Annotated in this window: 23 protein-coding genes; 12 read left to right on the top strand and 11 right to left on the bottom strand. The window is 64.8% G+C overall.

All coding sequences use genetic code 11. The annotated features are described in order from the left end of the window. Positions 1–286: 286 nt before the first annotated feature. Positions 287–2,536 (top strand): hybrid sensor histidine kinase/response regulator, encoded by a 2,250-nt coding sequence (locus HWW87_RS31930; RefSeq protein WP_175823649.1) that lies wholly within the window; start codon positions 287–289, stop codon positions 2,534–2,536. 65 nt (positions 2,537–2,601) lie between these two features. Here HWW87_RS31930 and HWW87_RS31925 read toward each other — a convergent pair whose 3' ends face one another. After that, positions 2,602–3,156, bottom strand: a complete 555-nt coding sequence (locus HWW87_RS31925) for an NAD(P)H-dependent oxidoreductase (RefSeq protein WP_175823648.1) — start codon at positions 3,154–3,156, stop codon at positions 2,602–2,604. A gap of 368 nt (positions 3,157–3,524) precedes the next feature. Between HWW87_RS31925 and HWW87_RS31920 the strand changes: the two genes are divergently transcribed. Both HWW87_RS31920 and HWW87_RS31915 read left to right on the top strand, forming a co-directional pair. Continuing rightward, the gene (locus HWW87_RS31920; RefSeq protein ID WP_175823647.1) at positions 3,525–4,124 is read left to right on the top strand and encodes an RNA polymerase factor sigma-70; all 600 of its coding nucleotides are present in this window, start codon (positions 3,525–3,527) and stop codon (positions 4,122–4,124) included. Then, entirely contained in the window at positions 4,102–4,317 is a 216-nt protein-coding gene (locus HWW87_RS31915) for a zf-HC2 domain-containing protein (RefSeq protein WP_175823646.1), read from the top strand. Before HWW87_RS31920 ends, HWW87_RS31915 begins: the two co-directional genes overlap by 23 nt. Positions 4,318–4,448: 131 nt before the next feature. Here the strand turns inward: HWW87_RS31915 and arsC are convergent, their stop codons facing one another. Then, positions 4,449–4,805, bottom strand: coding sequence for an arsenate reductase (glutaredoxin) (gene arsC, locus HWW87_RS31910; RefSeq protein ID WP_175823645.1), 357 nt, complete (start codon positions 4,803–4,805; stop codon positions 4,449–4,451). Positions 4,806–5,855: 1,050 nt separating this feature from the next. Between arsC and parA the strand changes: the two genes are divergently transcribed. Both parA and HWW87_RS31900 read left to right on the top strand, forming a co-directional pair. Further along, positions 5,856–6,518, top strand: coding sequence for a ParA family partition ATPase (gene parA / locus HWW87_RS31905; RefSeq protein ID WP_175823644.1), 663 nt, complete (start codon positions 5,856–5,858; stop codon positions 6,516–6,518). A gap of 23 nt (positions 6,519–6,541) precedes the next feature. Beyond that, a complete protein-coding gene (locus tag HWW87_RS31900; protein ID WP_175823643.1) occupies positions 6,542–7,603 on the top strand; it encodes a ParB/RepB/Spo0J family partition protein in 1,062 nt (353 codons plus the stop codon). A gap of 93 nt (positions 7,604–7,696) precedes the next feature. Here HWW87_RS31900 and HWW87_RS31895 read toward each other — a convergent pair whose 3' ends face one another. Next, entirely contained in the window at positions 7,697–9,064 is a 1,368-nt protein-coding gene (locus tag HWW87_RS31895) for a replication initiation protein (RefSeq protein ID WP_175823642.1), read from the bottom strand. Positions 9,065–10,886: 1,822 nt separating this feature from the next. Here HWW87_RS31895 and HWW87_RS31890 point away from each other — a divergent pair. Continuing rightward, on the top strand, positions 10,887–12,068 hold the full coding sequence (locus tag HWW87_RS31890; RefSeq protein WP_175823641.1) for a DNA-binding protein: 1,182 nt from the start codon (positions 10,887–10,889) through the stop codon (positions 12,066–12,068). A gap of 136 nt (positions 12,069–12,204) precedes the next feature. Here the strand turns inward: HWW87_RS31890 and HWW87_RS31885 are convergent, their stop codons facing one another. The 3 genes from HWW87_RS31885 to HWW87_RS31875 all read right to left on the bottom strand — a co-directional run bounded on the left by HWW87_RS31885 (position 12,205) and on the right by HWW87_RS31875 (position 14,463). Next, complete coding sequence (locus tag HWW87_RS31885) at positions 12,205–13,230, bottom strand: tyrosine-type recombinase/integrase (RefSeq protein ID WP_175823640.1); 1,026 nt, start codon at positions 13,228–13,230, stop codon at positions 12,205–12,207. Between the two features lie 102 nt (positions 13,231–13,332). Beyond that, the gene (locus HWW87_RS31880; RefSeq protein WP_174387314.1) at positions 13,333–13,710 is read right to left on the bottom strand and encodes a DUF2471 family protein; all 378 of its coding nucleotides are present in this window, start codon (positions 13,708–13,710) and stop codon (positions 13,333–13,335) included. A 141-nt stretch (positions 13,711–13,851) separates the two neighbouring features. Next, positions 13,852–14,463, bottom strand: a complete 612-nt coding sequence (locus HWW87_RS31875; protein WP_034205807.1) for an XRE family transcriptional regulator — start codon at positions 14,461–14,463, stop codon at positions 13,852–13,854. Positions 14,464–14,621: 158 nt separating this feature from the next. On the opposite strand from HWW87_RS31875, the gene HWW87_RS31870 reads away from it, so the two are divergent. From HWW87_RS31870 to HWW87_RS31855, 4 genes are all read left to right on the top strand, one after another. Next, on the top strand, positions 14,622–15,821 hold the full coding sequence (locus tag HWW87_RS31870; RefSeq protein WP_174434836.1) for a glycine C-acetyltransferase: 1,200 nt from the start codon (positions 14,622–14,624) through the stop codon (positions 15,819–15,821). A 13-nt stretch (positions 15,822–15,834) separates the two neighbouring features. Beyond that, entirely contained in the window at positions 15,835–16,863 is a 1,029-nt protein-coding gene (gene tdh, locus HWW87_RS31865; protein WP_175823639.1) for an L-threonine 3-dehydrogenase, read from the top strand. 527 nt (positions 16,864–17,390) lie between these two features. After that, a complete protein-coding gene (locus tag HWW87_RS31860) occupies positions 17,391–17,996 on the top strand; it encodes a TetR/AcrR family transcriptional regulator (RefSeq protein ID WP_174433612.1) in 606 nt (201 codons plus the stop codon). Between the two features lie 64 nt (positions 17,997–18,060). Continuing rightward, positions 18,061–18,540: a nuclear transport factor 2 family protein gene (locus HWW87_RS31855; RefSeq protein WP_175823638.1), complete on the top strand. Its 480-nt coding sequence runs from the start codon at positions 18,061–18,063 to the stop codon at positions 18,538–18,540. Positions 18,541–19,013: 473 nt separating this feature from the next. Here HWW87_RS31855 and HWW87_RS31850 read toward each other — a convergent pair whose 3' ends face one another. Next, on the bottom strand, positions 19,014–20,099 hold the full coding sequence (locus tag HWW87_RS31850) for a tartrate dehydrogenase (RefSeq protein ID WP_175823637.1): 1,086 nt from the start codon (positions 20,097–20,099) through the stop codon (positions 19,014–19,016). A 115-nt stretch (positions 20,100–20,214) separates the two neighbouring features. Here HWW87_RS31850 and HWW87_RS31845 point away from each other — a divergent pair, with 115 nt between their 5' ends. After that, positions 20,215–21,138: a LysR substrate-binding domain-containing protein gene (locus tag HWW87_RS31845; protein ID WP_175823636.1), complete on the top strand. Its 924-nt coding sequence runs from the start codon at positions 20,215–20,217 to the stop codon at positions 21,136–21,138. A 64-nt stretch (positions 21,139–21,202) separates the two neighbouring features. Here HWW87_RS31845 and argC read toward each other — a convergent pair whose 3' ends face one another. Then, positions 21,203–22,144 carry an N-acetyl-gamma-glutamyl-phosphate reductase gene (argC, locus tag HWW87_RS31840; protein ID WP_175823635.1) on the bottom strand — a complete coding sequence of 314 codons (942 nt, stop codon included), beginning with the start codon at positions 22,142–22,144 and terminating at the stop codon, positions 21,203–21,205. A gap of 121 nt (positions 22,145–22,265) precedes the next feature. Here argC and HWW87_RS31835 point away from each other — a divergent pair, with 121 nt between their 5' ends. Then, the gene (locus tag HWW87_RS31835) at positions 22,266–23,150 is read left to right on the top strand and encodes a LysR family transcriptional regulator (protein WP_175823634.1); all 885 of its coding nucleotides are present in this window, start codon (positions 22,266–22,268) and stop codon (positions 23,148–23,150) included. A 46-nt stretch (positions 23,151–23,196) separates the two neighbouring features. On the opposite strand, the gene HWW87_RS31830 is transcribed toward HWW87_RS31835, so the two are convergent. From HWW87_RS31830 to HWW87_RS31820, 3 genes are all read right to left on the bottom strand, one after another. Beyond that, entirely contained in the window at positions 23,197–23,661 is a 465-nt protein-coding gene (locus HWW87_RS31830) for a hypothetical protein (RefSeq protein WP_175823633.1), read from the bottom strand. 60 nt (positions 23,662–23,721) lie between these two features. Further along, positions 23,722–24,939 carry a patatin-like phospholipase family protein gene (locus tag HWW87_RS31825; protein ID WP_175823632.1) on the bottom strand — a complete coding sequence of 406 codons (1,218 nt, stop codon included), beginning with the start codon at positions 24,937–24,939 and terminating at the stop codon, positions 23,722–23,724. 125 nt (positions 24,940–25,064) lie between these two features. Further along, positions 25,065–25,338: SDR family oxidoreductase (locus HWW87_RS31820; protein WP_143281031.1), on the bottom strand; the 274-nt coding region annotated here is incomplete at its 5' end.

The raw sequence follows: 25,338 nt of genomic DNA, 5'->3' as shown, positions 1-25,338 counted from the left end.
AGGCGCGATTCTCGGAGTAAACCGGAGGCGATGCAACTCGCCATTTTCACCATTTCGAACAGAATCGATCCGATCGCGCGCCATTCCGAAAACAGCCGCGACCATTTTCGAGATAAGTACGCAAAATTTTTCCTTGTGTACGTTTGCGCTGCCGGATTCGTCGCGTTTTCAATCTGACGGTTTACCTCTGTCATATGCGACAGGATCGCGTCCGTACGGCGCCGCACGGCGGGCTGCCGCAACTCGTTTATGATGGCAGGCACCGCTGCTTCACCCGCTTTCCTCGATGACGTCCGAACGGCCTGCCGCCCCCCACGCCCCCGCCCCCCCTCCCGCCGACGACTGGCAGGACGACGGCAGCTACGCGTCCGGCGCACCCGAGCACGATTTCGCGGTGCGCCGCGTGACGCTGATCGTGCTGCTCGTCGCGGCGATCGTGCTGCCGTGCATCTACGTGGTGGTGATGGCGTACAACGACCTGAACGCGCGCGAGGCCGCCGCGAGCGACGTGACGATGCGCACGGTGCGCGTCGCCGAGGAGCACGCGCTCAAGGTGTTCGACCTGAGCGAAACGCTCGATGCGCGCATCGTCGACCTCGTGCAGGACATGGACGACGCGACCGTGCGCAACAGGGAATCCGACATCCACGAAGCGCTGAACACGATCGGCGGCGGCTATCCGCAGGTGGCCGCCGTATCGATCTTCGGCGCGAGCGGGATGCTGCTCGCCAACAGCCTCTACTATCCGGCGCCGTATGCGTCGATCGCGAATCGCGACGACTTCGCCGGCATCCGCGACGGCAAGGTCATCGAACACATCTCGCGGCTGATGATGGGGCCGCTCAAGCTCGAGAACATTCCCGTCTTCAACACGGGCGTCGCGCGACGCCATAGCGACGGTTCGTTCGCCGGCATGGTGTCGATCGCGCTGAAGTCGTCGTATTTCAACGCGTTCTACCGCGACCTGCTCGGCGGCGCGAGCACGCCGATGACGATGGCGCTCGCGCGCTCGGACGGCGCGGTGATCGCGTCGTATCCGCCGCCGCCGTCGCTGGCGCACACCGATCGCTCGGTCACGTTCGGCAATGCGCGCAACGATCCGCGCGCGGGCGTCGTGCGCGTGCGCCACGACGGCGCGACCAGCGAGATCGTCGCGTATCGCCAGGTCGGCAGCTATCCCGTCTACGTGAGCTGCGCGTACCGCACGTCGGCGATCTGGCATGAATGGTACGAACACCTGAGCGTGCTGTTCATCTCGATGTTCGCGCCGTCGGTCGCGCTGTGGTCGGTGATCTGGCTGTCGCTCAAGCGGCTGAAGGCGGAAGAGGAGGCGTGGGACCGCTGGCAGGCCGAAGCGTCGATGCGGCGCTCGATCGAATCGGCGTACCGGCAGTCGCGCAAGATGCAGGCGCTCGGCAATCTCGTCGGCAGCGTCGCGCACGACTTCAACAACCTGCTGATGATCATCTCGAGCAATGTGCAGATCGCGCGGCGGCGCGGCGTCGAGCAACTCGACAAGGAGCTCGGCGCGATCGAACGCGCGCTGAAGAACGGGCAGTCGCTCACGCGGCAGTTGCTCGGCGTCGCGCGCAAGCAGCCGCTGCACAACGAGACGATCGACATCGGGCAGTGGGTCGGCACGTGCCGCGAACTGCTGAAGACGTCGCTCGGGTCGAAGTCGTCGCTGGTCATCGCGATCGAGCCGGGCGTCTGGCCGATTCGCGTCGACGTCGCGGAGCTCGAGCTCGCGGTGATCAACCTCGCGGTCAACGCGCGCGACGCGATGGCGACCGGCGGACGCTTCACGGTCGGCGCGCGCAACGTCACGCTGCGCCGCGAGGACGGCTTTCCGCTGACCGGCGATTTCGTGCAGATCTCGCTCGACGACACGGGTTCGGGCATGGCGCCCGACGTGCTCGCGCGCGCATTCGAACCGCTGTTCACGACGAAGGCGCAGGGGATGGGGACGGGGCTCGGCCTGCCGCAAGTATTCGCGTTCTGCGAACGCTCGGGCGGCCTCGCGACGATCGACAGCGCGGTCGGCGCGGGGACGTCGGTGCGTCTGTACCTGCCGCGCGCACGCGCCGAGGATGTCGTCGCGCGGCCGGCGGCCGGCGCGCACGACGCGGGGAGCGGCGCGCTCGCCGGCCTGCACGTGCTGCTCGTCGAGGACAACGGCGAAGTCGCGGCCGGCACGGAAGCGCTGCTGTCATTGCTCGGTCATCGCGTGACCTATGCGCCCACCGCCGACGACGCGTTGCGCCTGATCGAAGGCGCCACCGCGAACGACGCGTTCGATCTCGTGATTTCGGACATCCACATGCCGGGCCGCCTGAACGGTATCGACCTGGCCGAAGCGGTCGAAAAGCGGCCGGGGAAGCTGCCCGTGATTCTCGTCACGGGTTATGCGGAGGAGCTCGACCGGACGCGCACCGTCAACGTCCGCGTGCTGTCGAAGCCGTTCGACATCGCGCTGCTCGACGAGATCCTGCTGGGCATCCGCGAAGCGCGCGACGCACGACACGCCGGCGCGTGACCCGCGGTATGCGGGCCGGCGCCGACGCGACGGCGTGAACGGGCTCGGCGATCAGGCCGACGACGTCAGGCCGATTTCAGCAGGCGCACCCAGCCCGCGTAGCGATCGACGAAGCCCTGCAGGAACTTGCGGGTGTCCTCGCTGACGATCTGCCCCTGGTCGTCGATGCGTGCCGGGTCGTGCTTGATGAACATCTCGGGCTGGCCGAGCGTCTTCACGTCGAGGTACGCGAGCACGTTGCGCAGGTGCTGCTGCGCGAGCGCGGTGCCCGTCGCGCCCGGCGACGTGCCGAGCACCGCGCCCGGCTTGCCCGACCACGAGTTGGAACCCCACGGGCGCGAGCCCCAGTCGAGCGCATTCTTCAGCACGCCCGGAATCGAGCGGTTGTACTCGGGCGTGACGAACAGCAGCGCGTCGGCGGCTTCGATCGACTGCTTGAAGCGCTTCGCGACTTCCGGGAGATCCGCGTCGTAGTCCTGGCTGTACAGCGGCAGCTCGCCGATCTCGACGAACTCGAACGAAAAATCGGCGGGGGCGAGCGAGATCACGGCGTGCGCGAGCGCACGGTTCGTCGAAGCGCGACGCAGGCTGCCGACGACGACCGCAATACGATAGGACATGGCATTCTCCTTCCGGTGAGTGAGGAATCGGATCGATTGCTTCCGAATGGGCGACAAAGGTCTGTTTATAGGCAAGCCAGCCCGCGAGCCGTCCCACGGGGCCGTCCGGCCGACTTTCCACAAGGTTTTCCACAGAAATTGTGGATAACTCGACCGTTATGTTCTGACGTTACAGATTGCCCGTCGCGCGGCGGCATCGACGCGCGAAACGGGGTTCGGCAAGCATAGCGCAGCGCGGCAGCCGGTTTCGTGAATTCGTGACGGAACATTGCGTTGCAGGCCGGCACCGCGCCCAGTAAGCTGCTCGCACCGCGACGCGCCCGCTCCGTGACGCACGCGCGATCGCTTCGAGACACTGCCACCCAGACATGCCGTCCGCCCACGACGATTCCGCCTATCTCGCGCAACTGCGGCGCGACCTGCTGCGCTTCGCGCGACTCCAGCTCCGCGATGCCGACGCGGCCGAAGACGCCGTGCAGGAAGCGCTGACCGCCGCGTGGTCGCATGCCGGCGAGTTCGCCGGGCTGTCGGCCCACAAGACCTGGGTGTTCGGCATCCTGCGCAACAAGCTGATCGACGTGCTGCGCGTACGGCAGCGGATGGTGAGCCTGAGCGCGCTCGATGCGGAGCTCGACGGCGAATCCGTGCTCGATCGCGAACTGTTCAAGGACAATGGACACTGGGCCGCGCATGCGAAACCGCGACCGTGGCCGAAGCCCGAAACGCTGTTGCAGCAACAGCAGTTCTGGACGCTGTTCCAGGTCTGCCTCGACCATCTGCCGGAGCAGATCGGGCGCGTGTTCATGATGCGCGAATTCCTCGACGTCGAGATTGCGGACATCTGCAGCGAGTTGACGCTGACGACGAATCATTGCAGCGTGCTGCTGTATCGGGCGCGCACGCGTCTGCGAACCTGTCTTAGCGAAAAAGGACTGACGACCGAAGATGCTGCCGGGGAAATGTACTGACGTGACACGACTGCTGTCGGAGGCGCTCGACCGGCATCTGACGCTGCACGAGCGCCTGCGGGTGCGCGTGCATTTGCCGACTTGCAGCGGATGCCGCGCCTATCGCGGACAGATCGCGCTGTTGCGGACGGCCGCGAAAGCGGCGGCGGGGCGGGACCCGGACGATGATGGTGGGTCGTCCGGTGGAGGCTAGACGCCGCGGTGTCGACGTATCGGTGGCGGGTAGCAGGTTGCCCGGCGATTGCGTCGGCCTGGATTGCCGTTGCGTGTGCCGGGCTGGGCTGGGTCACGTTGATGCAATAAGAAAAATACGCCGGGCAAGAATTATTCGAACAGCGCCTTCACCGACTCAGGCGGACGACCGATGACCGCCTTGCCGCGATACACGACGATGGGGCGTTGCAGCAGAATCGGATGAGCGGCGATCGCCGCGTAGGCTTCAGCGTCGGTCAGATCTGCGCGAGCCAGATTCAGCGCCTTGTACGGCTCCTCGCCGTCGCGCAGCATGTCGCGGACCGGGTGGCCGAGCTGCTTGTGCAGCGTTTCCAGTTCCTCGGCTGATGGCGGCGTCTTCAGGTACTCGACGACGTTCAGCGGCGCGCCGGCGGTATTCAGCGACTCGACCAACGCAAGCGTCTCGCGGGACTTCGAGCATCGGGGGTTGTGGTAGATCGTGATCATCATTCAAGCCTGGATGGTGGAGCCCAGTATTGTAGCCAGTCTGCATTGAGGGGCTCGGTGGGGTCGTTCAACCGAGATCGGGGCGGCTTTCCTTTCGACAGGTTGCTGAGGCGGTTCGGTTTAACGCGCGCCGTGACGGAAGAGGGGCGTGTCTGGTGTCTGGGGAGACGCCTTAAAGAGTGATTGTGTTTATGCGCATAAAGTCGGGCGGCGGGCTTCGCGGGACCAAGGAACTGCGGTTAGCCCAGCCAATGCCTCGTGAGGATTCTTGCCTCGTGAGGATTCTTGCCTCGTGAGGATTCTTGCCTCGTGAGGGTTCCTGCCTCGTGAGGGCTGCCTCGGGTGGCGAAAGCGGGCGCGTAATTGCCAGCGTCGGTTAGGTTTATGCGCATAAAGCCTCTGAGTGTGGAACGAGGGCGGCGCGGCTCGGGGCGAGAACGTATGTCGATACGAGACGGCACCACGAGATCACTGTATCGATAGCCATCCCGGCACGACCTCATCGCGCGCTGCCGCAGGCGAGGTCTCTGCCTGCGGCCCTGCATCGCGGGCCATCGTTGCATCCGGTTTATGCGCATAAACGCTGCGGGCCAACAGGGCGTTGCCTCGATACATGCCCGTTCAACGACCAACTCATGGGCGCGCATCTGACTCCGGCCCGCAGATTACTCCTCTCGCTCGCGAATGCCCTGCGCGCTCCTAACGAAGTTGATCGCGTCGACCTCTGCGGAGTTTATGCGCACAAACTCCCCGGCTCGCAGGCCAACGCAGTCCGTCCAGAGAAAGGGCAGCGCACCGAGACACCTCTGCGACGAACAGTCCTCCGACGCGGTAGCACGTGAAGACCCGACCATCGATCAGCCCATCGCCTCCTCGGCATCAGCCTCGCCATCTCCAACACACCGTCCAAACGCGCCACCTATCTCCGCCACCTCGTTTATGCGCATAAACCGATAGTCCGAATGGCCAATGCGTAGTTGTCGAACGACAATTTCATTGAAATTCAAATATCGTCCTGTAGAATTCCAACGACCAAAACAGGAGTGAAAATTGGCCGCGGAAATCATTGCAGTCACTCAACAAAAAGGGGGCGTCGGCAAAAGCACGATTGCCATGCATCTCGGCGCCGCGTTCCACGAAAAAGGGAAGCGCGTCCTCGTCATTGACGCAGACCGTCAAAACACGCTGATTCACTGGTCGAGCGCATCCGGCGACAGCGACAACGGCATCCCGTTTCCGGTCGTCAACCTTGCCGAAGCCGACGGCCAGATCCATCGCGAGATCAAGAAGTTCATCAACGACTACGACATCATCGTCGTGGACTGCCCGCCGTCGATCACCGAGAAAGTCTCCGGCGTCGTCCTGCTGGCCGCATCGATTGCCGTGATCCCGACATCGTCGTCGCCGGCCGATTACTGGTCGAGCGTCGGCCTGGTCAAACTGATTCAGCAGGCGCAGGTGATGAACGAAGACCTCCGCGCGGTCTTCCTGCTGAACAAGACCGAAGAGAAGCGCATGCTGACCCGCGAGCTCAAGCGTGCACTCGAGGAACTCGGCTTCCCGCTGCTGAAGACGCAGATTCCGACTCGGGAAGCGTACAAGCAGGCGATGGCGCTCGGTCAGACCGTACTGCAAATGAACGATCGCGGCGGCAAGCTGGCCGCCGCCGAAATTCGCGCATGTGCCGACGAAATCGTCGCCATGCTGCCCTGACTTTATGCGCATAAAGGAGTCACATGAAACCTTCCCAATTTGCCAAAGGATTCCAAGCGCGCCCGGATATCACGACGAGCGAGAAGCGCACGGCGCTTGATCGGCTCAATGCGATCGACGGTATCGTCAAGTCCGAGACGCCCACCCCGGCGTCGACCAAATCCGCGAAGAAAGACATCGCACCGCCGCCTGCGCCGGAATTCACGATCGATCCGTCGATCGACGAATCGCAGCCATATCGCGCGTGGCGCCTCGAAAATCGCTATGCGCCGGGGCAGGTGATCGAGCTGCCGCTGAAGGCGATCAAGCACAGCCCGTTCAACCCGCGGCACTTCTATCTGAAATCGTCGATTGCCGAACTCGCGGTCAACCTCGCGAAGCAGGGGCAGCAGCAGGCGATTCACGTGATTCCGGATTACGACAATCCGGGCACGTATTTCGTCAGCGACGGTGGCCGCCGCGTGCGGGCGCTGAAGGAAGCGAACAAGGAGTCGGTCAAGGCGATCGTGATCGACGTGCCGATCGGCATCCAGAGCTACAAGCTCGGCTACGACCTCAACGTTCAGCGCGATTCGCAGACGGTGTTCGACAATGCCGTCGTGTGGCGCCGCTTCCTCGACGACAAGCATTTCCAGAGCCAGAAAGAACTCTCCGAGCATCTCGGCCTCGACGAGTCGACGGTGGCCGTCGCGCTGTCGATCGGCAAGCTGCCGGAAGCGATCATGCAGGAAATGGTCGCGCGCCCCGATCGCTTCGGGTCGAACATGGCGTATCAGGTCGGCCGCTATCACAATGCGCGCGGCACCGAGGCGACGCTGCGGCTGATCAACAAGATCGTGTCGGACGATCTCAGCACGCGCCAGGTGTCGGACATCGTCAAGGGCCGCGTCGCGGCGCAGGAGACGCCGAAGGCCGCAGGCCGACAGCGCTATGCGCAGCGTCTCGAGATCAAGCTCGGCGGCAAGTCGGTCGGCGACCTGAAGTCTTATGGCGAAGACCGCATCGAACTGCGCCTGCGCGGCCTCCCGAAGGACAAGCGCGACGCGATCCTCGAGCAGCTCGAGCGGATGCTGTTGTCGGAGTGAGGGAAGCGGCCGGCAGGGCCTGGTGAGGACGCCGGTCCCACCCGACCAGGGGGTGGGGACCGGCGGCGGCCCGTCAGCGGGCCTGAGCGGGTCTCAAGCGGCCCGCGACTGGTTCAGCGTGAACGACAGCAGGTCGCCGTCCGTCGGCTCGCCCCAGGTCTTCTGGGCCAGCCAGTCGAAAAAGGCCGTCTCGGCCAGCTTGGAATCGAGGCCGCGCTTGCGCCAGTCGTCGCGCAGATGCGAGCCCATCGTCGGCAATGCCTCCGACTCGAACGACTCGCGCGCCACTTCGCGCTCCGCGTCGCCCTGCTCCTCGTACAGCACCTTCGCTTCCTTGCGACGGAACGCGGAGAACTCGCTCAGCAGGCGAGCCTTCAGATCGTCCGGCTGCGCAGCCGCGACCTTCGCAGCCGGCGTGCCGGCCGGCAGCGCGTCGACCGACTCGACCGGCGGCGCATACCCCTTCTTCAGCGCATCCTTGAACAACGCCGGCGCGCTGCGCACCGGCGGCAGCGTCGTACTGCGCATCCGCTGCTCGGTCATCTGCAATGCGGCGCGAATTCGGTTTTCCTCGCTGTCCGCATAGAGCGTCTGCGCTTCCTTCAGCGGGATCCCGAGCTTCACCATCCGGTCGACCAGCGTGCTGTCGAATACGTTCGGGTGTTCGTCGAGCGCGAGCATCGGTTGCTTGCGCTCGGTCACGCGGAACTGGATCTCGGCAACCCGACGCCCTTCGCGATGCTCGATCAGCTCGACGAAGATGTTGGTGACCGCGTTGACTTCCGCGATCGCGGGGCGCAGGTAGTCGCGCTTGAAGTACTTGTACTCGCGCTTCGCTTCGTCGCCGGCTTCCGTGTCGGGTGTGCCCGACAAGATCGGCCGCCACCATTCCCACGGCTCGCGCATCGTCAGGTGGCTCGGGTTCGTCAGGTAGCGCACGCAGATCTCGTACAGCGCGAGACCGGCGCTGCTGCGCAGCTGGCTCTGGAACTGCAGGCTCAGGCGCGCATACTGGACCGGGTCGAGCAGTTTCTTCTTGATCTTCGGTGCGAACGAGAATTCGACCCACACGCGGCGGGTGGCCGGATCCTCGAGAATTTCCGCATCGGCGATCAGCGTGGAGATGCCCCACTTGCGGCCGGGCTTCTGGCTCGACGTCCCCGTGCTCCATTCGACCTGCACCGACACCATGCGGCGCAGGTGTTCCTTCACCAACGCGGTGTCGTTCGAATCGAAAGCGGAGTTGGCGACGATGTCCGACAGCAGCGCGCGATACGTATCGCCCGAATCGTCGGCCTGCTGCGCGACGGCGAGCAGGACATTGAACAGCTTGCGAGTGAGGAGCGTGATCTTGCCGCTCTTCGGCTGAATGGCGATCGCCTCGACGGCCTTTCGCAATTCGGCTGAACTGGCACTCACCACATCCACATCGGTTTTCTTGGCGCGCTTCGTCGTGGCCATACGTCGGGTCGGAGGAGAAGTTTCCGGAAGGATAGCGCCTGCGGTGATGTGCGTCCAGAACGACATGCTCACCATAGCCGGTGAAGCGCGCCGGCGAAACGGCACTCACCCGAACCGCTCCCGAAAACGCTCACCGGTCCGCCCGTGCGGCGTTCCGGACTCTTCCAGACGTGCCGCGGCATGCGCCGATTCACAGAATTTCACCTGTGCACGACACGTGCGAAATTGGCTCCCGTATCGGCTCACCTTTCGATTTGTCGTAATTTTGCGACTGCGCAGCCGTGAGTTCGACACAGGGTCGCGATTGCACCTCACCGTCCCTCCCCCCACTGCCGCACATCGGCCTGTATGCATGTACAGGCGCGGCTCACCAGAAGATCGGTTCGGCTTCGACACGTGGAAAACCGCCGTCGAAACCGGCACGCGCGGCCCGATCAGCGGGTGCTTGGCCAGCCCGGGCGCGCATTGTACAGCGCGCGAATCGTGTCCGGTCCTGAAAATACTCACCTCAGGCACAGCATGTTGATTCGTCCGGATGCCGACGAAGGGCCGACACACGCGGGACTGGCTGCCAATGACTCCCGAAAACGCTCACCTTACCGAAAAAATGCGGCACAGCAGCGGGCACGGAAATGGCTCCCGAAAAACCTCACCGTAACCGGCGCGGTATCAAAAATCCCAATCTCTTCCGATACTTATGCACAGAAGGCATTTGGCTGTGCAGCCCCGGGATCCCCCGAAAAATCTCACCTTTCGACCGGCATCCCTCATACGACAACCGTATGTCGGCCCCCGAAAAATCTCACCTGTGCCAAAAGGTGGCACAGTAAAAACGAGATTTCTTCCAGTCCTGGCGGGCTCTTCGGCGAATTCGGCCGGTTACAGGCCCCGAAAAACCTCACCTTTGACCATTTTTTCAGCAAATACCGCTCCCGGAAAGCCTCACCTGTGAGCCAGGTCACGGCCTGTGATCCGTGCCCCGAAAAAGCTCACCTTAGGGGGATCGGGGCAGGAAAACCCGGATTTCCCTCCCGAAAAACCTCACCTTTGGGGCATCACAGGCCCCGGAGAGCACTTTTGCTGTGCAAAATGGCGTTCGCTTCCCGGAAATCCTCACAGCAAATTCCCGTGGAGTCCCGTGAAACCTCACCTTTCGCCAAATCTGCCCAAAAGATGGGCAGAATCGGGGCGCAAAGCAGGTCCTGCAAATTCTCACCTATGTCTGCACAGGCAGAAAACTGTGCAGTCAGGCACCGCGCGGGTTCCGTGGCTGTGCGGCCCCGAAAACCCTCACCTGTGGGAAAACGCGTGTTTTACTGTGATCCCGAATCCGCTCACGACCCTTCCTGCAACGGCTCACGCAGCTCCCTGAACCCCATCACTTCAGCTCCCGCAGAAGATCACCTTGGCTCCCGTAAAACTTCACCTTGTCGGTCGGAAAGCCTTGCACCATAAGGCTGTGCCGTGGCGTTAACGTTTTTAACTAAGGGTTCAAGGGTGTTTACTTCTAATACTCTCAAGACATGGGCTGACGAGTTTTCCACAGACACCCCAACCCCTGAACACCCACAGGCAACCGGATCAGTCGTTATGTGAAACAAATGCCCAAATTCGGGGTTCGCCGGAAATTGCTTGCAGTACAAGGACTTGGCTGACTTTCTTCGCTTTGTTTCACGGAATTCCAGGCCACCTTCAGCAGGATCGGCTCACAGAGGCGATTTCTGTGCAAAGCGACGTAAATTCGCAACGAACCCTCGAAACAAGTATCAATAAATACGTATTTCGTTATGATTGCCACACTTCATTGTCTGTGAGTGTTGCCATGACCCTGGACGAAATGCGTCAAGTCATTCGGGAAGAACTGGAATCGCTGCGCGCAAGCGGTGCACGGCGTCAGGAATTGTCGCTGCATGCGTGCAAGCGCTTGTTCTTCGATCTGGGTATCCGGCCGTCGGCCGCCAACGTCCGTGATCTGACCCAGACCGGCAGCGCCAGTGACATCCCGAAAGACATCGATCATTTCTGGGAACGCATCCGTTCCGCCTCCAAGATCCGGCTCGACGGCGCGGCGATCCCGAAAGCCGTCGAGGAAAAGGCCGGCGCGTTGCTCGGCGCACTCTATGAAGAGGCATTGAAAGCCGCGCGCGACAGCCTCGATGGTGACCGCGAGCAGGTTCGCGCCGACATGGCCGACGCCGAACAGCGGTTGCGCGACGCAACCGTCCGCCAGGAAACGCTTGAAGGGGCGCTCGCACGCGGCGAAGCGAGAAACGAGCAATTGCAGGCGCGGGTGACCGAACTCGAGGTTCAGCTCGCGTCGCAGACCACCCACGGTTCGGCGAGCGAAGCTACATTGCTCACCACAGTCGCCCGACTGGAAAAGGAACTGGCCGCGGCTGCCGGCCGCATCGATGCCGAACAGGCCCAGAACGCCGCGCTGCGCGACCGCATCGATGCGCTGCAAGCCGAATTGCAGCAGCGCACCGAGCACTACGCGCAGCAAATCAAGGATGCGGTGGCCGAAGCCGAACGCCGCGTCAAGCCGATGCTGGTCGAACTGGACTCGTTGCGCAGCATGGCGTCGACCTACCAGAGCGGGTTACGCGACGTTCAGCGCAAGGAGTTCGATTTCCTGCAGCAATTGAGTTCGGCCAAGGCGCGCGCCGACCGGCTCGAAGAACAGTTGCGTACCCAGAGCGACGAACTGGACCGCGCAACGCGCGACGCGAGTTCGTTGCGCGCGAACCGCGGGATGAATCCGGAAATCGCCGCGCTGCTTCGGCGTCTGGCCGATGCCGGACAACTGGATGCGGACGCGTATGCCGCAATCGGCACCTCGCTGGATCACGAAATCCCGGCGCCGGCCCGGTGCCCGCATTGCGACGGCGAACCGGAACTGTCACATGGCGACGAGGGTTTTGAAGTCGCGTGCCCCGAGTGCGAGCACGCTTCGGGCGCATGGCCGTCCCGCTTCGAAGCCGTCGCGCGTTTTGCGCAACCCTGACCCGGAAGTCGGCGGCACCGCACAGGTGAGAGGGTCCGGGAAGCTTGAGGTGAGGTTTTTCGGGAGCTGTGAAACGGTGAGGCTGCGCCACGCAAGGCTGCTCACGGATCGTTTCGCGTGAGCAGCCATTTCCCGATCAGTGAGTTTCGTCGCGGTCGGACGCGTCACCGTCACCGTTGCTGTCGGCCAGCCCGTCGCGCCAGTTTTTCCAGGCGCGATGCAGGCGATTCGACGAGATCGGCCGCATGAAGCCCAGCCATTTGCCGACGCGCTCGGGCGGCACATCGTGCTCGAACAGTTCGGCCGCGTAGGTATTGCGCAATGTTTGTGGGCTTGCACGCGCGGTGCGTGACGACGTGAGCCCGGCCGATTCGACGATCGCGTCGATCGCGCGCAGCATCGTCGCCTTGTGCATCGGCCGCCCGGCGTGCGATGCGGGGAAGACGAGCTCTCCCGGAATCTCCTGGCGTTTGCGTTCGGTGAGCCAGGCTTCGAGCAAGGCGATCGCGAACGAGGCCAGATGGGTTTCGCGCGCGTAATCCGGATGCGTCGACTCGATCCGCAGCGACGTGCCGCTCGTATTGATGCAACTAATCGTGAGTGCGCGCGCTTCGCCGGTTTTGATGCCGGCACCGAGAAACGCGGCGACGAGCGCGCGGTCGCGACGCTCCTTCCAGTACGCGGAACCCGATACGCCGATCGGCGAAAACAGATACGCGAGCAACGTCGCGCGCTCCGCCGGCGTGAGGAAACCGGTCGGTTCGTTGTCGCGGGCATTGCGCCAGTTCGCTTCGCCATCCTGAGCAATGAAGCGGGCCGGATTGGTCGATGCGTACTCGGTGCGGCGGATATGATCGAGTACGCGCTCGATCAGCCGGAGATAGCGCATTCGCTGCGTTTTCTTGATCGGCAACTCGCCGACGAAGTTCGCGATGGTCGGCGTATCGACCGTCGCCAGGTTCTTTTGATGTGTACGCATCCACGCGAGAAACGCACCCCATTGCGCGCGATAGACATCGGCCGACGAGCGGCGATAGTCCTGCATCGCCAGCCACGCGTCGAACGCGGCTTCGGGCGAGACGACCCAGTCGGATGCATCGCGGTCGAACAGATCCTTTTCTTCCGGCGGGGCGGTGGTGTCGGGAGAGGCGGGAAGGGACATGGTATTAATTCCGTTAGTTGCGTATATGGTAGCCCTTTCCGCAACGTATCGGGCAGCAAGCGGGTGAACCGGCCGCCATGCGCCGCGGCCGGGGCTGGGCCATCAGTCGCCCCACGCCTTGGGCTGGCGGTGAGCGCGCACGGGACGCGCGGTATCGTGCGTCGTTGCCGCAGCTTCGTACGCGAGAACGGCGAATGAAAAGACCGCGGGCAGCGCATTCGAGCGCCCGAAGTCGATCGGATCGTCCGTTTCAGGAAACGTCATGTCCGACGGCCGTTCGAACAGTTGACGCATGCCGGCGTCATGCCGGCTGGCAAAGCCGAGATCGGCGAGCGCTTCGGCTTCGATCGCGTGCAGCAGGCGCCACGTCAGCGGCACGCGCTGACGGATGTAGCGCCCGGCGATATGGCGAACGATCAATTCGAGGTCGTGCGCGGCAGCCTTGAAGCTGAGCGCGGCCAAATCTTGTTCTTCTGTCATTGCAGGCTCCTGTCGACCGGGGCGAGCGCCTCGGTGCGCCGGCTCCGGCCCGTGCATGGCGGAATGTCCGTATACTGTACAAACATACAGTATTTTCCGCAACTGGCCTGCGATTGACCTTTTGGCTAGCTATACGCGCCGTCAGCGATGTATCACGATCAACAAGGCCCGCGCTTCGGTCTTGCCGGGATTGCGGATCGCATGCGGCTCGTCGGCCGGGTAGCGCGCGGTGTCGCCCGCTTTCAGGCGCCGGCTGGCCGCGGCGGCTTCGATTTCCATCGCGCCCTGCAGCACGGTGAGGTGCTCGCGCGTGCCGGGTTCGTGCGCGTTCGATACCAGTGCGCCGCCGCCCGGCAGCGTCAGTTCGTACCACTCGAACTTGCCGGCGAGGTCGATCGGGCCCCATACGCGCAACTGGTACCGGCCGTCGTGGCCGGCGAGCGTCGGAATGTCGTGCGGGCCGTCCACGCGGATCGTCTCGGGCGCCTTCGGCTGCGAGAACAGTTCGTCGAGCGTGATGCCGAGCGCGTTCGTCAGCCGCCACGCGACGGCGATCGTCGGGTTGGCCTTGTCGCGTTCGATCTCGGAGAGCATCGATTTCGATACACCGGCTGCGCGCGACAGGTCGTCGAGCGTCAGCTTGCGCTCGTTGCGCAGCCGCTGGATCTGCTCGCCCACGCGCGGCGGGGTCGCGGCCGGCGGCTGCGGGGCGGCGTCGGCACGCGTGCGCCGCGATCCGGAGGAACTTGCCATTTGGATTCCGTTCGCTTAGAGTTGTTCGATATTTCGAATTCTAGTTCGGAATATCGGATAAATGCGGTCAACCGAACGACCGACTATAACAGTAGCAGGCCGTTGCGCCGCCACGAGCCGTGCGCCGCGGAATGCGAATCCCTGTCAGGAGCTTTGCGATGCGTGATGCCTTTCTCGCCCAGGTGCGCGGGACGCTCGACCAGATCCGCGCGGACGGTTTTTACAAGACCGAGCGCGAGATCGCGAGTCCCCAGGCGGCAGCCGTGCGGCTCGCCGGCGGTGCCGGCGTGCTCAATTTCTGCGCGAACAACTATCTGGGTCTGGCGAACGATCCGCGCCTGATCGACGCGGCGAAGGCCGGCCTCGACCAGGACGGCTTCGGCATGGCATCGGTGCGCTTCATCTGCGGCACGCAAACCGTCCACAAGCAACTGGAAAGCGCGCTGGCCGCGTTTCTCGGCACCGAGGACAGCATCCTTTATTCGAGCTGCTTCGACGCGAACGGCGGGCTGTTCGAGACGCTGCTCGACGAGAACGACGCGGTGATCAGCGACGAGCTGAATCACGCGAGCATCATCGACGGCATTCGCCTGTGCAAGGCGAAGCGTTTGCGCTACAAGAACAACGATCTGTCCGACCTCGAGGCGAAGCTCAAGGAAGCCGACGCCGCGGGCGCGCGCCACAAGCTGATCGCGACCGACGGCGTGTTCTCGATGGACGGCATCATCGCCGACCTCAAAGGCATCTGCGATCTCGCCGATCGCTACGGTGCGCTCGTGATGGTCGACGATTCGCATGCGGTCGGCTTCATCGGCACGCACGGCCGCGGCACGCCCGAGCACTGCGGCGTCGAAGGCCGCGTCGACATCATCACGGGCACGCTCGGCAAGGCGCTCGGCGGCGCCTCGGGCGGCTATGTCGCCGCGCGTCGCGAGGTGATCGAGCTGCTACGCCAGCGCTCGCGTCCGTACCTGTTCTCGAACACGCTCACGCCGAGCATCGCCGCGGCATCGCTGAAGGTGCTGGAACTGCTCGGCAGCGACGAAGGCGCGAAGCTGCGCGAGCGCGTGCGCGAGAACGGCGCGCGGTTCCGCCAGCAGATGACCGAAGCCGGCTTCACGCTCGTGCCCGGCGCGCATCCGATCATCCCGGTGATGCTCGGCGACGCGCAGCTCGCGACGAACATGGCCGACAAGCTGCTCGGCGAAGGCGTGTACGTGATCGGCTTCTCGTTCCCCGTCGTGCCGCGTGGCCGGGCGCGCATCCGCACGCAGATGAGCGCCGCGCATACGCCCGAACAGATCGACCAGACGGTCGCCGCGTTCGTGCGCGTCGGCAAGTCGCTCGGCATCATCTGACGGAGGCGTGACCATGAAAGCACTGGCAAAGCTCGAACGCAGCCCCGGCCTCACGCTCACGCGCGTGAAGCGTCCCGAAGTCGGCCACAACGACGTGCTAATCAAGATCCGCCGCACGGCGATCTGCGGCACCGACATCCATATCTGGAAGTGGGACGACTGGGCGCAGAAGACGATTCCGGTGCCGATGCACGTCGGCCACGAATACGTCGGCGAAATCGTCGAGATGGGGCAGGAAGTGCGCGGCTTCGCGATCGGCGATCGCGTGTCCGGCGAAGGCCACATCACGTGCGGTTTCTGCCGCAACTGTCGCGCCGGGCGCCGGCATCTGTGCCGCAACACGGTGGGCGTCGGCGTGAACCGCGAAGGCGCGTTCGCCGAATACCTGGCGATTCCGGCGTTCAACGCGTTCAAGATTCCGCCGGAGATCTCCGACGATCTCGCGTCGATCTTCGATCCGTTCGGCAACGCGACGCACACGGCGCTGTCGTTCAATCTCGTCGGCGAAGACGTGCTGATCACCGGCGCGGGCCCGATCGGCGTCATGGCCGTCGCGATCGCGAAGCACGTCGGCGCGCGCAACGTCGTCATCACCGACATCAACGACTATCGGCTGGAGCTCGCGCGCAAGATGGGCGCGACGCGCGCGGTCAACGTCGCGCGCGACTCGCTGCGCGACGTGATGGCCGACCTGCATATGACCGAAGGCTTCGACGTCGGTCTCGAGATGTCGGGCGTGCCGAGCGCGTTCACGAGCCTGCTCGAGGCGATGAACCACGGCGGCAAGGTTGCACTGCTCGGCATCCCGCCCGGGCAGACGGCGATCGACTGGAACCAGGTGATCTTCAAGGGGCTCGAGATCAAGGGCATCTACGGCCGCGAGATGTTCGAGACCTGGTACAAGATGGTCGCGATGCTGCAGAGCGGCCTCGACCTGTCGCCGATCATCACGCATCGCTTCGCAGCCGACGACTACGAGCAAGGCTTCGCCGCGATGCTGTCCGGCGAAAGCGGCAAGGTGATTCTCGACTGGACGGTCTGAGTCGGGTGTCGAGACGGGGCAGTGCGGCGCGTTCGCCGACTGCCCCGCTTTCGTTTGCACGCGCAACGTCGCGCGTCGGAACGCGCGATTCAACGCTTGAGGTGAGAATATTCGGGAGCTGTGTTTGCGCGCCGAATTGCCACACGATCCCGCGTCGGTGACGTGCAGTTGCATGGTCGCTTCACCTGTCGACAGACGCATCGCTTCTCCTCGTCACGCCATTCGGCGCCTGTTTCTCCTCTTCCATGCACTTCCCCGCTTCGCTTGGCGTGCGACATCGTGCCGAACTGGAACATCAACCGTGAGCCGCACACAGCGTTGCGACTCACTGATGCGCGATGCGATCGACACCGATCGGCCTTGATCGGTGCGTAGACCACTACTTGATCCGTTCACCCTTCGATCCGCGCGGGTCGAGCTGAAGGCTCAACACGACGCGCCGGCGCTGGGGCACTTCAGCCCTCCCACCGGCAGGGCCTCTTCATCCGGGTATTGACGACGGAGAACGATCGTTCTACCGTAAACCCATGAACACACTTCTCGACTCCTCCGGCGAACCGGGCGTTCGCGACCGGCTACTCGACGCGGCCGAAGCGCTGATCTATTCGGGCGGCATCCATGCGACCGGCGTCGATGCGATCGTCAAGCGATCCGGCGCGGCGCGAAAGAGCTTTTATTCGCATTTCGAATCGAAAGAGGCGCTGGTGGTCGCCGCGCTCGAACGTCGCGACGAACGCTGGATGCGCTGGTTCGTCGACGCCACGCTGGCGCGCGGCAAGGCGCCGCGCGCGCAACTGCTCGGCATGTTCGACGTGCTGCGCGACTGGTTCGGGCAGCCCGACTTTCACGGCTGCGCGTTCCTGAATGCGTCGGGCGAGATACCCGACGCCGACGATCCGGTGCGCATCGTTGCCCGCATGCACAAGGCACGCCTGCTGGCGTTCGTGCGCGAGCGCTTCGACGCCTATGCCGACGAAACCGGCATCGAGCGCCGCGGGCTCGCGCGCATCGCGCGTCAGTGGCTCGTGTTGATCGACGGCGCGATCGGCGTGGCGCTCGTCAGCGGCGATGCAAACGCCGCGCGCGATGCGCGCGCGACGGCTGAACTGCTGCTCGATACCGTATCGCGGTAGCCGACGCAGCGAATCCGAACCGGCTGCGTGCGTTCGCAGCCAGAACCCTGAACAGGAGCAACCCATGTCCGCTTCCCCCGAAGTTCGTCCGCCCGTTCCGCCCTTCACGCTCGACACGGCGCGCCAGAAGGTGCGCGCCGCCGAGGACGCGTGGAACACGCGCGACCCGCAACGCGTATCGCTCGCCTATACGCCGCAAAGCCGCTGGCGCAATCGCGCGGAATTCGTGACGGGCCGCGACGAGATCGTCGGGCTGTTGCAGCGGAAGTGGGTGCGCGAACTCGACTACCGGCTGATCAAGGAGCTGTGGGCGTTCGGCGGCAATCGCATCGCGGTGCGCTTTGCATACGAGTGGCACGACGATGCGGGCAACTGGTTCCGTTCGTACGGCAACGAGAACTGGGAGTTCGACGAAAACGGCCTGATGGCGCATCGTCACGCGAGCATCAATGATCTGCCGATTCGCGAAGCGGACCGTCTTTATCACTGGCCGCTCGGCCGTCGTCCGGACGATCATCCGGGGCTGTCCGACCTCGGGCTGTGATGCTCGCATGCGTTCGACGGATCGGCGAACGTATCACCCGGGTTCAATGGTGAGGAAATTCGGGAGCCGTCCGCTGAAGGTGAGATTTTTCGGGACGAGGTGAAATATCGCGTCGAGCTGTGTGCGTTGAACAGATCGACGCGACATCGCGCGGGTAAAGCGGTGCATGCGTCGAAGTGCTGCGGTGTGCTTCACCGCGTGATGCATCTCACCGATCGCGTTTAAGCGATCGTGCATTGACGATCGGTGTGTGCGAGCGCGACGTGCAACTCACCGATCGGATCATCTTTCGACGCTCAACGAAAGACCGCACAAGCAGTGCGCGTCGCGACGTGTCGTTGCTCACCGCTCGACTTCACCGCCGACGCATCGGCGGAGTCCGCACACGTGCGCAACCGCATCATGCGTCGCTCACCGCAGACCGTTTCACGAAGGTCATGCCCGGCGCGAGCGCCGGGCATGACCTTCAACCCTCAACCCGCAATCCGTGCGGCGATCGCTTCACCCACTTCCTGCGTGCCCGCGTTGCCGCCGAGATCGCGCGTACGCGGCCCCGTGCGCAGCACGTCCTCGATCGCGGCGACGATCGCATCGTGCGCGTCGCGTTCGCGGCCCGTGCCGTTACCGAGGAAGTCGAGCATCATCGCCGCCGACCAGATCATCGCGACTGGATTCGCGATGTATTGCCCCGCGATGTCGGGCGCCGAACCGTGCACGGGTTCGAACAGCGACGGGAACGTGCGGTCGGGGTTCAGGTTCGCCGACGGCGCGATGCCGATCGTGCCCGTACAGGCCGGCCCGAGATCCGACAGGATGTCGCCGAACAGGTTCGACGCGACGACGACGTCGAAGCGGTCCGGCTGCAGCACGAAGCGCGCGCACAGGATGTCGATGTGCTGCTTGTCGACCGCGATCTCCGGATAGCGTTCGGCCATTTCGGCCGCGCGCGCGTCCCACCACGGCATGCTGATCGCGATGCCGTTGCTCTTCGTCGCGACGGTGACGCGCTTCGCACGCCGCTGCGCGAGTTCGAACGCGAATTTCAGCACGCGTTCGGTGCCGTGCCGCGTGAAGATCGACTGCTGCATCACGACTTCGCGCTCGGTGCCTTCGAACATCGTGCCGCCGACCGACGAATATTCGCCCTCGGTGTTCTCGCGCACGATCATGAAATCGATGTCGCCCGGGCGGCGGCCGGCGAGCGGCGACGGCACGCCGTCGAACAGGCGCGCGGGCCGCAGGTTGATGTACTGGTCGAATTCGCGGCGGAATTTCAGCAGCGAACCCCACAGCGAAATGTGATCGGGCACCGTCGCCGGCCAGCCGACCGCGCCGAACAGGATCGCGTCCATGCCCGACAGCTGCGCTTTCCAGTCGTCCGGCATCATCGTGCCGTGCTGCGCGTAGTAGTCGCAGCTCGCCCAGTCGATCTCGACGAAGTCGAAGCGCACGCCGAAGCGCGCGGTCACGGCGTCGAGCACGCGCAGGCCCTCGGGCATCACTTCGCGGCCGATGCCGTCGCCGGGGATCACGGCAATCCTGTAAGTCCTGTCGGTCATGCAAATCTCCTTGGCTGGGTGGCCGGCTGCCGGGAAGGCAGCGGCCCGTCACGTCATTCTATTTATTTCCATATGGATTAAAATCGCTCAAAAGTTAATCGACTTTCCACGAATCGTGAATAAATCGCCGAACCTCGACGACCTGCGCGTGTTCAGTCTGGTCGTCCGCCTCGCGAGCTTCAGCGCCGCCGCCGAGCAGCTCGCGGTGTCGCCCGCGTATGTCAGCAAGCGCGTCGCGATGCTCGAGGCGCAGCTCGGCACGCGCCTGCTGCATCGCTCGACGCGCCGCATGACGGTCACCGAAGCCGGCGAGCGCGTGTTCGCGCGCGCCGAAAAGATTCTCGACGATGTCGATCATCTCGTCGAGGACGTGTCGACCACGCGCACGGTGCCGCGCGGCACGCTGCGCATGTCGAGCAGCTTCGGCTTCGGCCGGCACGTCGTCGCGCCGGCGCTGCTCGACTTCAGCGCGCGCTATCCGCAACTGAACGTGCGGCTCGATCTGTTCGACCGGCTCGTCGATGTGGCCGGCGAGGGCTACGACCTCGACGTGCGCATCGGCGACGAGATCGCCGATCACCTGATCGCGCGCCGCCTTGCCACGAACCATCGCGTGCTGTGCGCGTCGCCCGACTATCTCGCCCGCCGCGGGACGCCACGCTCGCTCGCGGATCTGGCCTCGCACGATTGTCTCGCGATCAAGGAGCGCGATCATCCGTTCGGCGTATGGCGGCTGAACGTGCGCGGCGAACCGGCCACGGTGAAGGTCGGCGGCGCGCTGTCGACGAACCATGGCGAGGTGGCCGTGCAATGGGCGCTGGCCGGGCGCGGCATCGTGCTGCGCTCGATCTGGGAGGCCGGGCCGCTGATCGAGCGCGGCGCATTGTGCCGCGTGCTGCCGGACGCGATCCAGCCCGCGAACATCTGGGCCGTGTATCCGGAGCGCGTCGCGGCGTCGGCGAAGGTGCGCGTGTGCGTGGATTTTCTGGTGGAGACGCTGGCCGGCCTGAATGCCGCCGCGGGTGACGATACGGCCTGAAACCGGCTAAAGGTGAGCTTTTACGGGGGCGTGCGCAGGCACCGCCGACGATGCCTGCGGAGCGTCACGCCGCGTGTAGCGCGCCGAGCATCAAGTCGAGATTTTGCACGGCCGCGCCGGATGCCCCTTTGCCGAGATTGTCGAACACGGCGGACAGCAGCACCTGACCGCCGTCTGCGTTGACGAACACGCCGAGCCGCAGATCATTGGTGCCGTTCAGCGCTTGCGGATCGAGATGCGTTGCCGCGGCGGCGTCCGCGAGCGGCATCACGTCGACGTGACGCGCATCCGCGTAGTGGTGCGCGAGACACGCATGCAACCGCTCACCGGTCACCTCGGCCGGAAGCAGGCGCAGCTCGATCGGTATGGTGAGCACGATGCCTTGCCGATAGGCACCGTAGGCCGGCACGAAGAACGGGCGGTGCGCGAGCCCCGCATGCTGCCGGATCTCGGGCACGTGCTTGTGTTCGAGCGCGAGGCCGTAGACCTGTAGCGGCAACGCGCGTGCGGCGGCGTCGCCCGATTCGAATGCGTCGACGGCAGCCCTCCCGCCGCCCGAATAACCGGACACCGCGTGGATGCTCACCGGGTAGTCGCGCGGCAGCAGCCCGGCCTGCAGCAGCGGGCGAAGCAGGCCGATCGCGCCCGTCGGGTAGCAGCCCGGATTGGTCACGCGCTTCGCCTGCGCAATGTGTTGCGCATGTCCGTCGGCCATCTCGGGAAAGCCGTAGACCCATTCGGGCTGCGTGCGATGGGCCGAACTCGCGTCGATCACGCGTACCGCCGGGTTCCGGATGAAGCCGACCGCTTCGCGCGCGGCCGCGTCGGGCAGGCACAGGATGGCGATATCGCACGCGTTGAGTGCGTCGGCGCGCCGCGCGGGGTCCTTGCGTTCGGCGGCGGGAAGCGTGAGCAGCCGCACGTCGGTGCGGTCGCGCAGACGCGCGTGAATCTGCAACCCGGTCGTGCCCTGGTCGCCGTCGATGAAGACAGTGGGGAAGCTCATGATGGTCGTGTTCGTCGCGTTCGGTCGTCGGGGGAAGCCGTATCGTCCACCGAACGCCTAGAATAGGAAAAGTTGAATTTGCTGACCGTCCGATTCAGCTTTCCTGAACGAGAGGTGTGTGATGCGCGAGATCAGTCTGGACCGCCTGCGTACGCTGGTCGCGATCGCGGACCAGGGATCCTTCGTGGCGGCGGCGCAATGGCTTCATCTCGCGCCGCCGACCGTCAGTCTGCATGTCGCCGAGCTGGAAAGCCGCGTCGGCGCGCCGCTGCTGTCCCGCACCCGCGGCAACGTGCGCCCCTCGGTGATCGGCGAAGTGCTGGTGGAGCGGGCGCGGCGTCTGCTGGCGGAAGTCGAAGCCACGCTGGACGACGTGCAGCGACAGGTGCAGGGGTTGACCGGGCGCGTTCGTCTCGGCGCATCGACCGGTGCGATCGCACACCTGTTGCCGCAGGCGGTGGCCGGATTGCGCGCGCAGCATCCGGATATCGACGTGCAGATCGCGGTGCTCACGTCGCAGGACACGCTGGCGCGCATTGCACAAGGCACGCTCGATGTCGGGCTGGTCGCGCTGCCGCAAGCACCGGTCGCGGGGCTGTCGATCCGCCCTTGGCGTCGAGACCCGGTGATGGCTTTCCTGCCCGCGGACTGGCCGCTTCCGGCCCGGGTGACGCCGGCGTATCTGGCTGCGCGGCCGCTGATTCTCAACGATGCGACGACGCGTCTGTCGCGGCTCACGACGGAATGGTTCGCGCTCGGCGGCCACCGGCCCGAGCCGCGGATCGAACTCAACTACAACGATGCGATCAAGAGCCTGGTCGCCGCAGGGTACGGCGCGACGCTGCTGCCGCACGAGGCCGGGGCCCCGCTGCCGGATGCGCGCATCGTCATGCGGCCGCTACGCCCGGCGTTGTGGCGCGAGTTGGGGATTGCCCATCGGGCCGGCCCGGTCGAACGGACGACGCAGCACGTGCTCGATGCGCTGCGGGCGCTCGGCGCGCGATAGCGGGCCGTCGTGCGGCTGGCCCGTGCGGGCCGAACGCGCGTTCAGTTCAGAGCCGGTTGTCCTTCGCGAGCATCAGCACGCGCGCCCAGCGCTGCGCATCGTGCTTGTCCATCATCGGCAGCTTCCATTCGCCGCGCACGGCGTCGCGCACGCGCACGACGAGATGCCAGCGGCCGTCGATCGGCGCGGCCTCGCAGCCGTCGAGCTGCGACAGCGTATAGCGGCCGTCCGCGCCGTCATGCGACAGCCACAGCAGCCCTTGCGTCGCGGACACGCGCAACTCGCCCCACGCGCGATGCACGATATGCGTCCAGCCTTCTTCCTTCGTGTTCGGTGCGATGTCGCGACGGCGCTTGAGCCACCACGCGACCAGTGCGATCAGGATCGCGGCGGCCAGCACGGCGGCCGCGATCGCGACCGGCTGGCCGAACTGCGCGGCGATGACGTGAAACAGGTGAACCGCGCCCCAGCCCAGGGCGATGAGCGCGAATAGCGCAATGAAAATCGGCATGTCGAATCGGAAAGGAGGACGGGCCGGCGCATGCGGCGCACCGACCCGTTGCACACGGCATTACCGGCGGCGGTGAATGTCGTGCGTGACGAAGCCCGCGTCGTTGACGGGCAGCGCGAGGCCGTCCTTCACCGCGAGCGTCTTGCGGATGTCGTCGAGACCCGCGGCCCAGTGGTCGCGCATCGTAGACAGACCGAACTGATAGTCCTTGTAGTGATGCTCGTACGCTTTCTGCTGATAGATCAGGTGCTGGATGTTGTACTTCTTCCCGCTCGACATCGCGTCGGCCTCGACGCACCACGGGTCGTTCTTGCGCTGCTCTTCCGGCACCTGGTCGAGCACGTGGCGCAGCACGTTGCGGTAGCGCTGTTCGCGCTGCAGCGTATCGGTGACGAAACGCGTGCGGCTCGAATACTGCACGTCCTTCGTGCGCTCGGCGACGTCGGCCATCGTGCGCGGCAGCGGCCCGCGCGCGCTCCACAGATCGACCTGGAACGCGAGCGTGTCGCGGCGCGGCCGGGCGCGGAGCACTTCCATCAGCGGCGTGTTCGACACGACGCCGCCGTCCCAGTAATACTCGCCCTCGATCTCGACGGGCGGGAACGCGGGCGGCAACGCACCGGACGCCATGAAATGCTCGGGCGCGAGACGGATGCGCGAGTTGTCGAAGTACACGAAGTTGCCGGTGCCGACGTTGACCGCGCCGACCGACACGCGCGTCTCGCCCGAATTGATCCGGTCGAAATCGCACAGTTTCAGCAGCGTCGCGCGCAGCGCCGACGTGTCGTACCAGCTGACTTTTTCGGGATGATCGGATACGCCCGGCAGCGGCGGCGGGAAGCGCGGCACGAAGAAGCCCTGCTGGCCCTGCATCATCGCGCTCGCGGCCTGCGATGCCGTGAAGAACGTGCGGATCTGGTCGATGCTGTTGAACAGCGCGAACTCGAACGCGGCCGGCACTGCGGGAAAGAACGCCGGCTGGCAGATCGTTTCCCAGAATTCGCGCAGGCGCTCGACGCGATGCTCGGGCGCATTGCCGGCGATCAGCGCGGTGTTGAGCGCGCCGATCGAGATGCCCGCGATCCAGTCGAGCGGAATGCCTGCTTCATGCAGCCCTTCGAACACGCCGGCCTGGTATGCGCCGAGCGCGCCGCCGCCCTGCAGGACGAGCGCGATCGTTTCGTACGGCAGCGACCGCGCAGCAGCCGGCGCGCCGGCTTCGTGCTGCAGGTCCGCCGCATCGACGGCCTGCTTTTCTGTACGCGCGTGCGGTTTCATCAGTTGCTCCGAGAAATCCCGCCGTGGACGGCGGAGGCGAACGGAATGACGTCGACAGACGGCATCCCATCGTGAGAATAAGCGGTGCTGCGGGGAATCGCCTCCCGTTCGGGAGGCGAGGGACCTTACTGCATGAACCAGCCGTGGCTGACGATGAACGACTGGCCCGTGAGCGCGGCGCTCGGGAATGCCGACAGGAACAGCACCGTCTGCGCGACGTCCTGCACCGTCGTGAACACGCCGTCGACCGTGTTGCCGAGCATCACCTTCTTGATCACTTCCTCTTCGCTGATGCCGAGCTCCTTCGCCTGCTCCGGAATCTGCTTGTCGACCAGCGGCGTGCGCACGAAGCCCGGACACACGACGTGCGAGCGCACGTTGTGCTTCGCGCCTTCCTTC

Source organism: Burkholderia sp. BCC0419 (genome assembly GCF_902830285.1).
In the GTDB taxonomy this organism is placed as follows: domain Bacteria; phylum Pseudomonadota; class Gammaproteobacteria; order Burkholderiales; family Burkholderiaceae; genus Burkholderia.
This window is presented reverse-complemented; position numbering and strand designations above follow the sequence as displayed.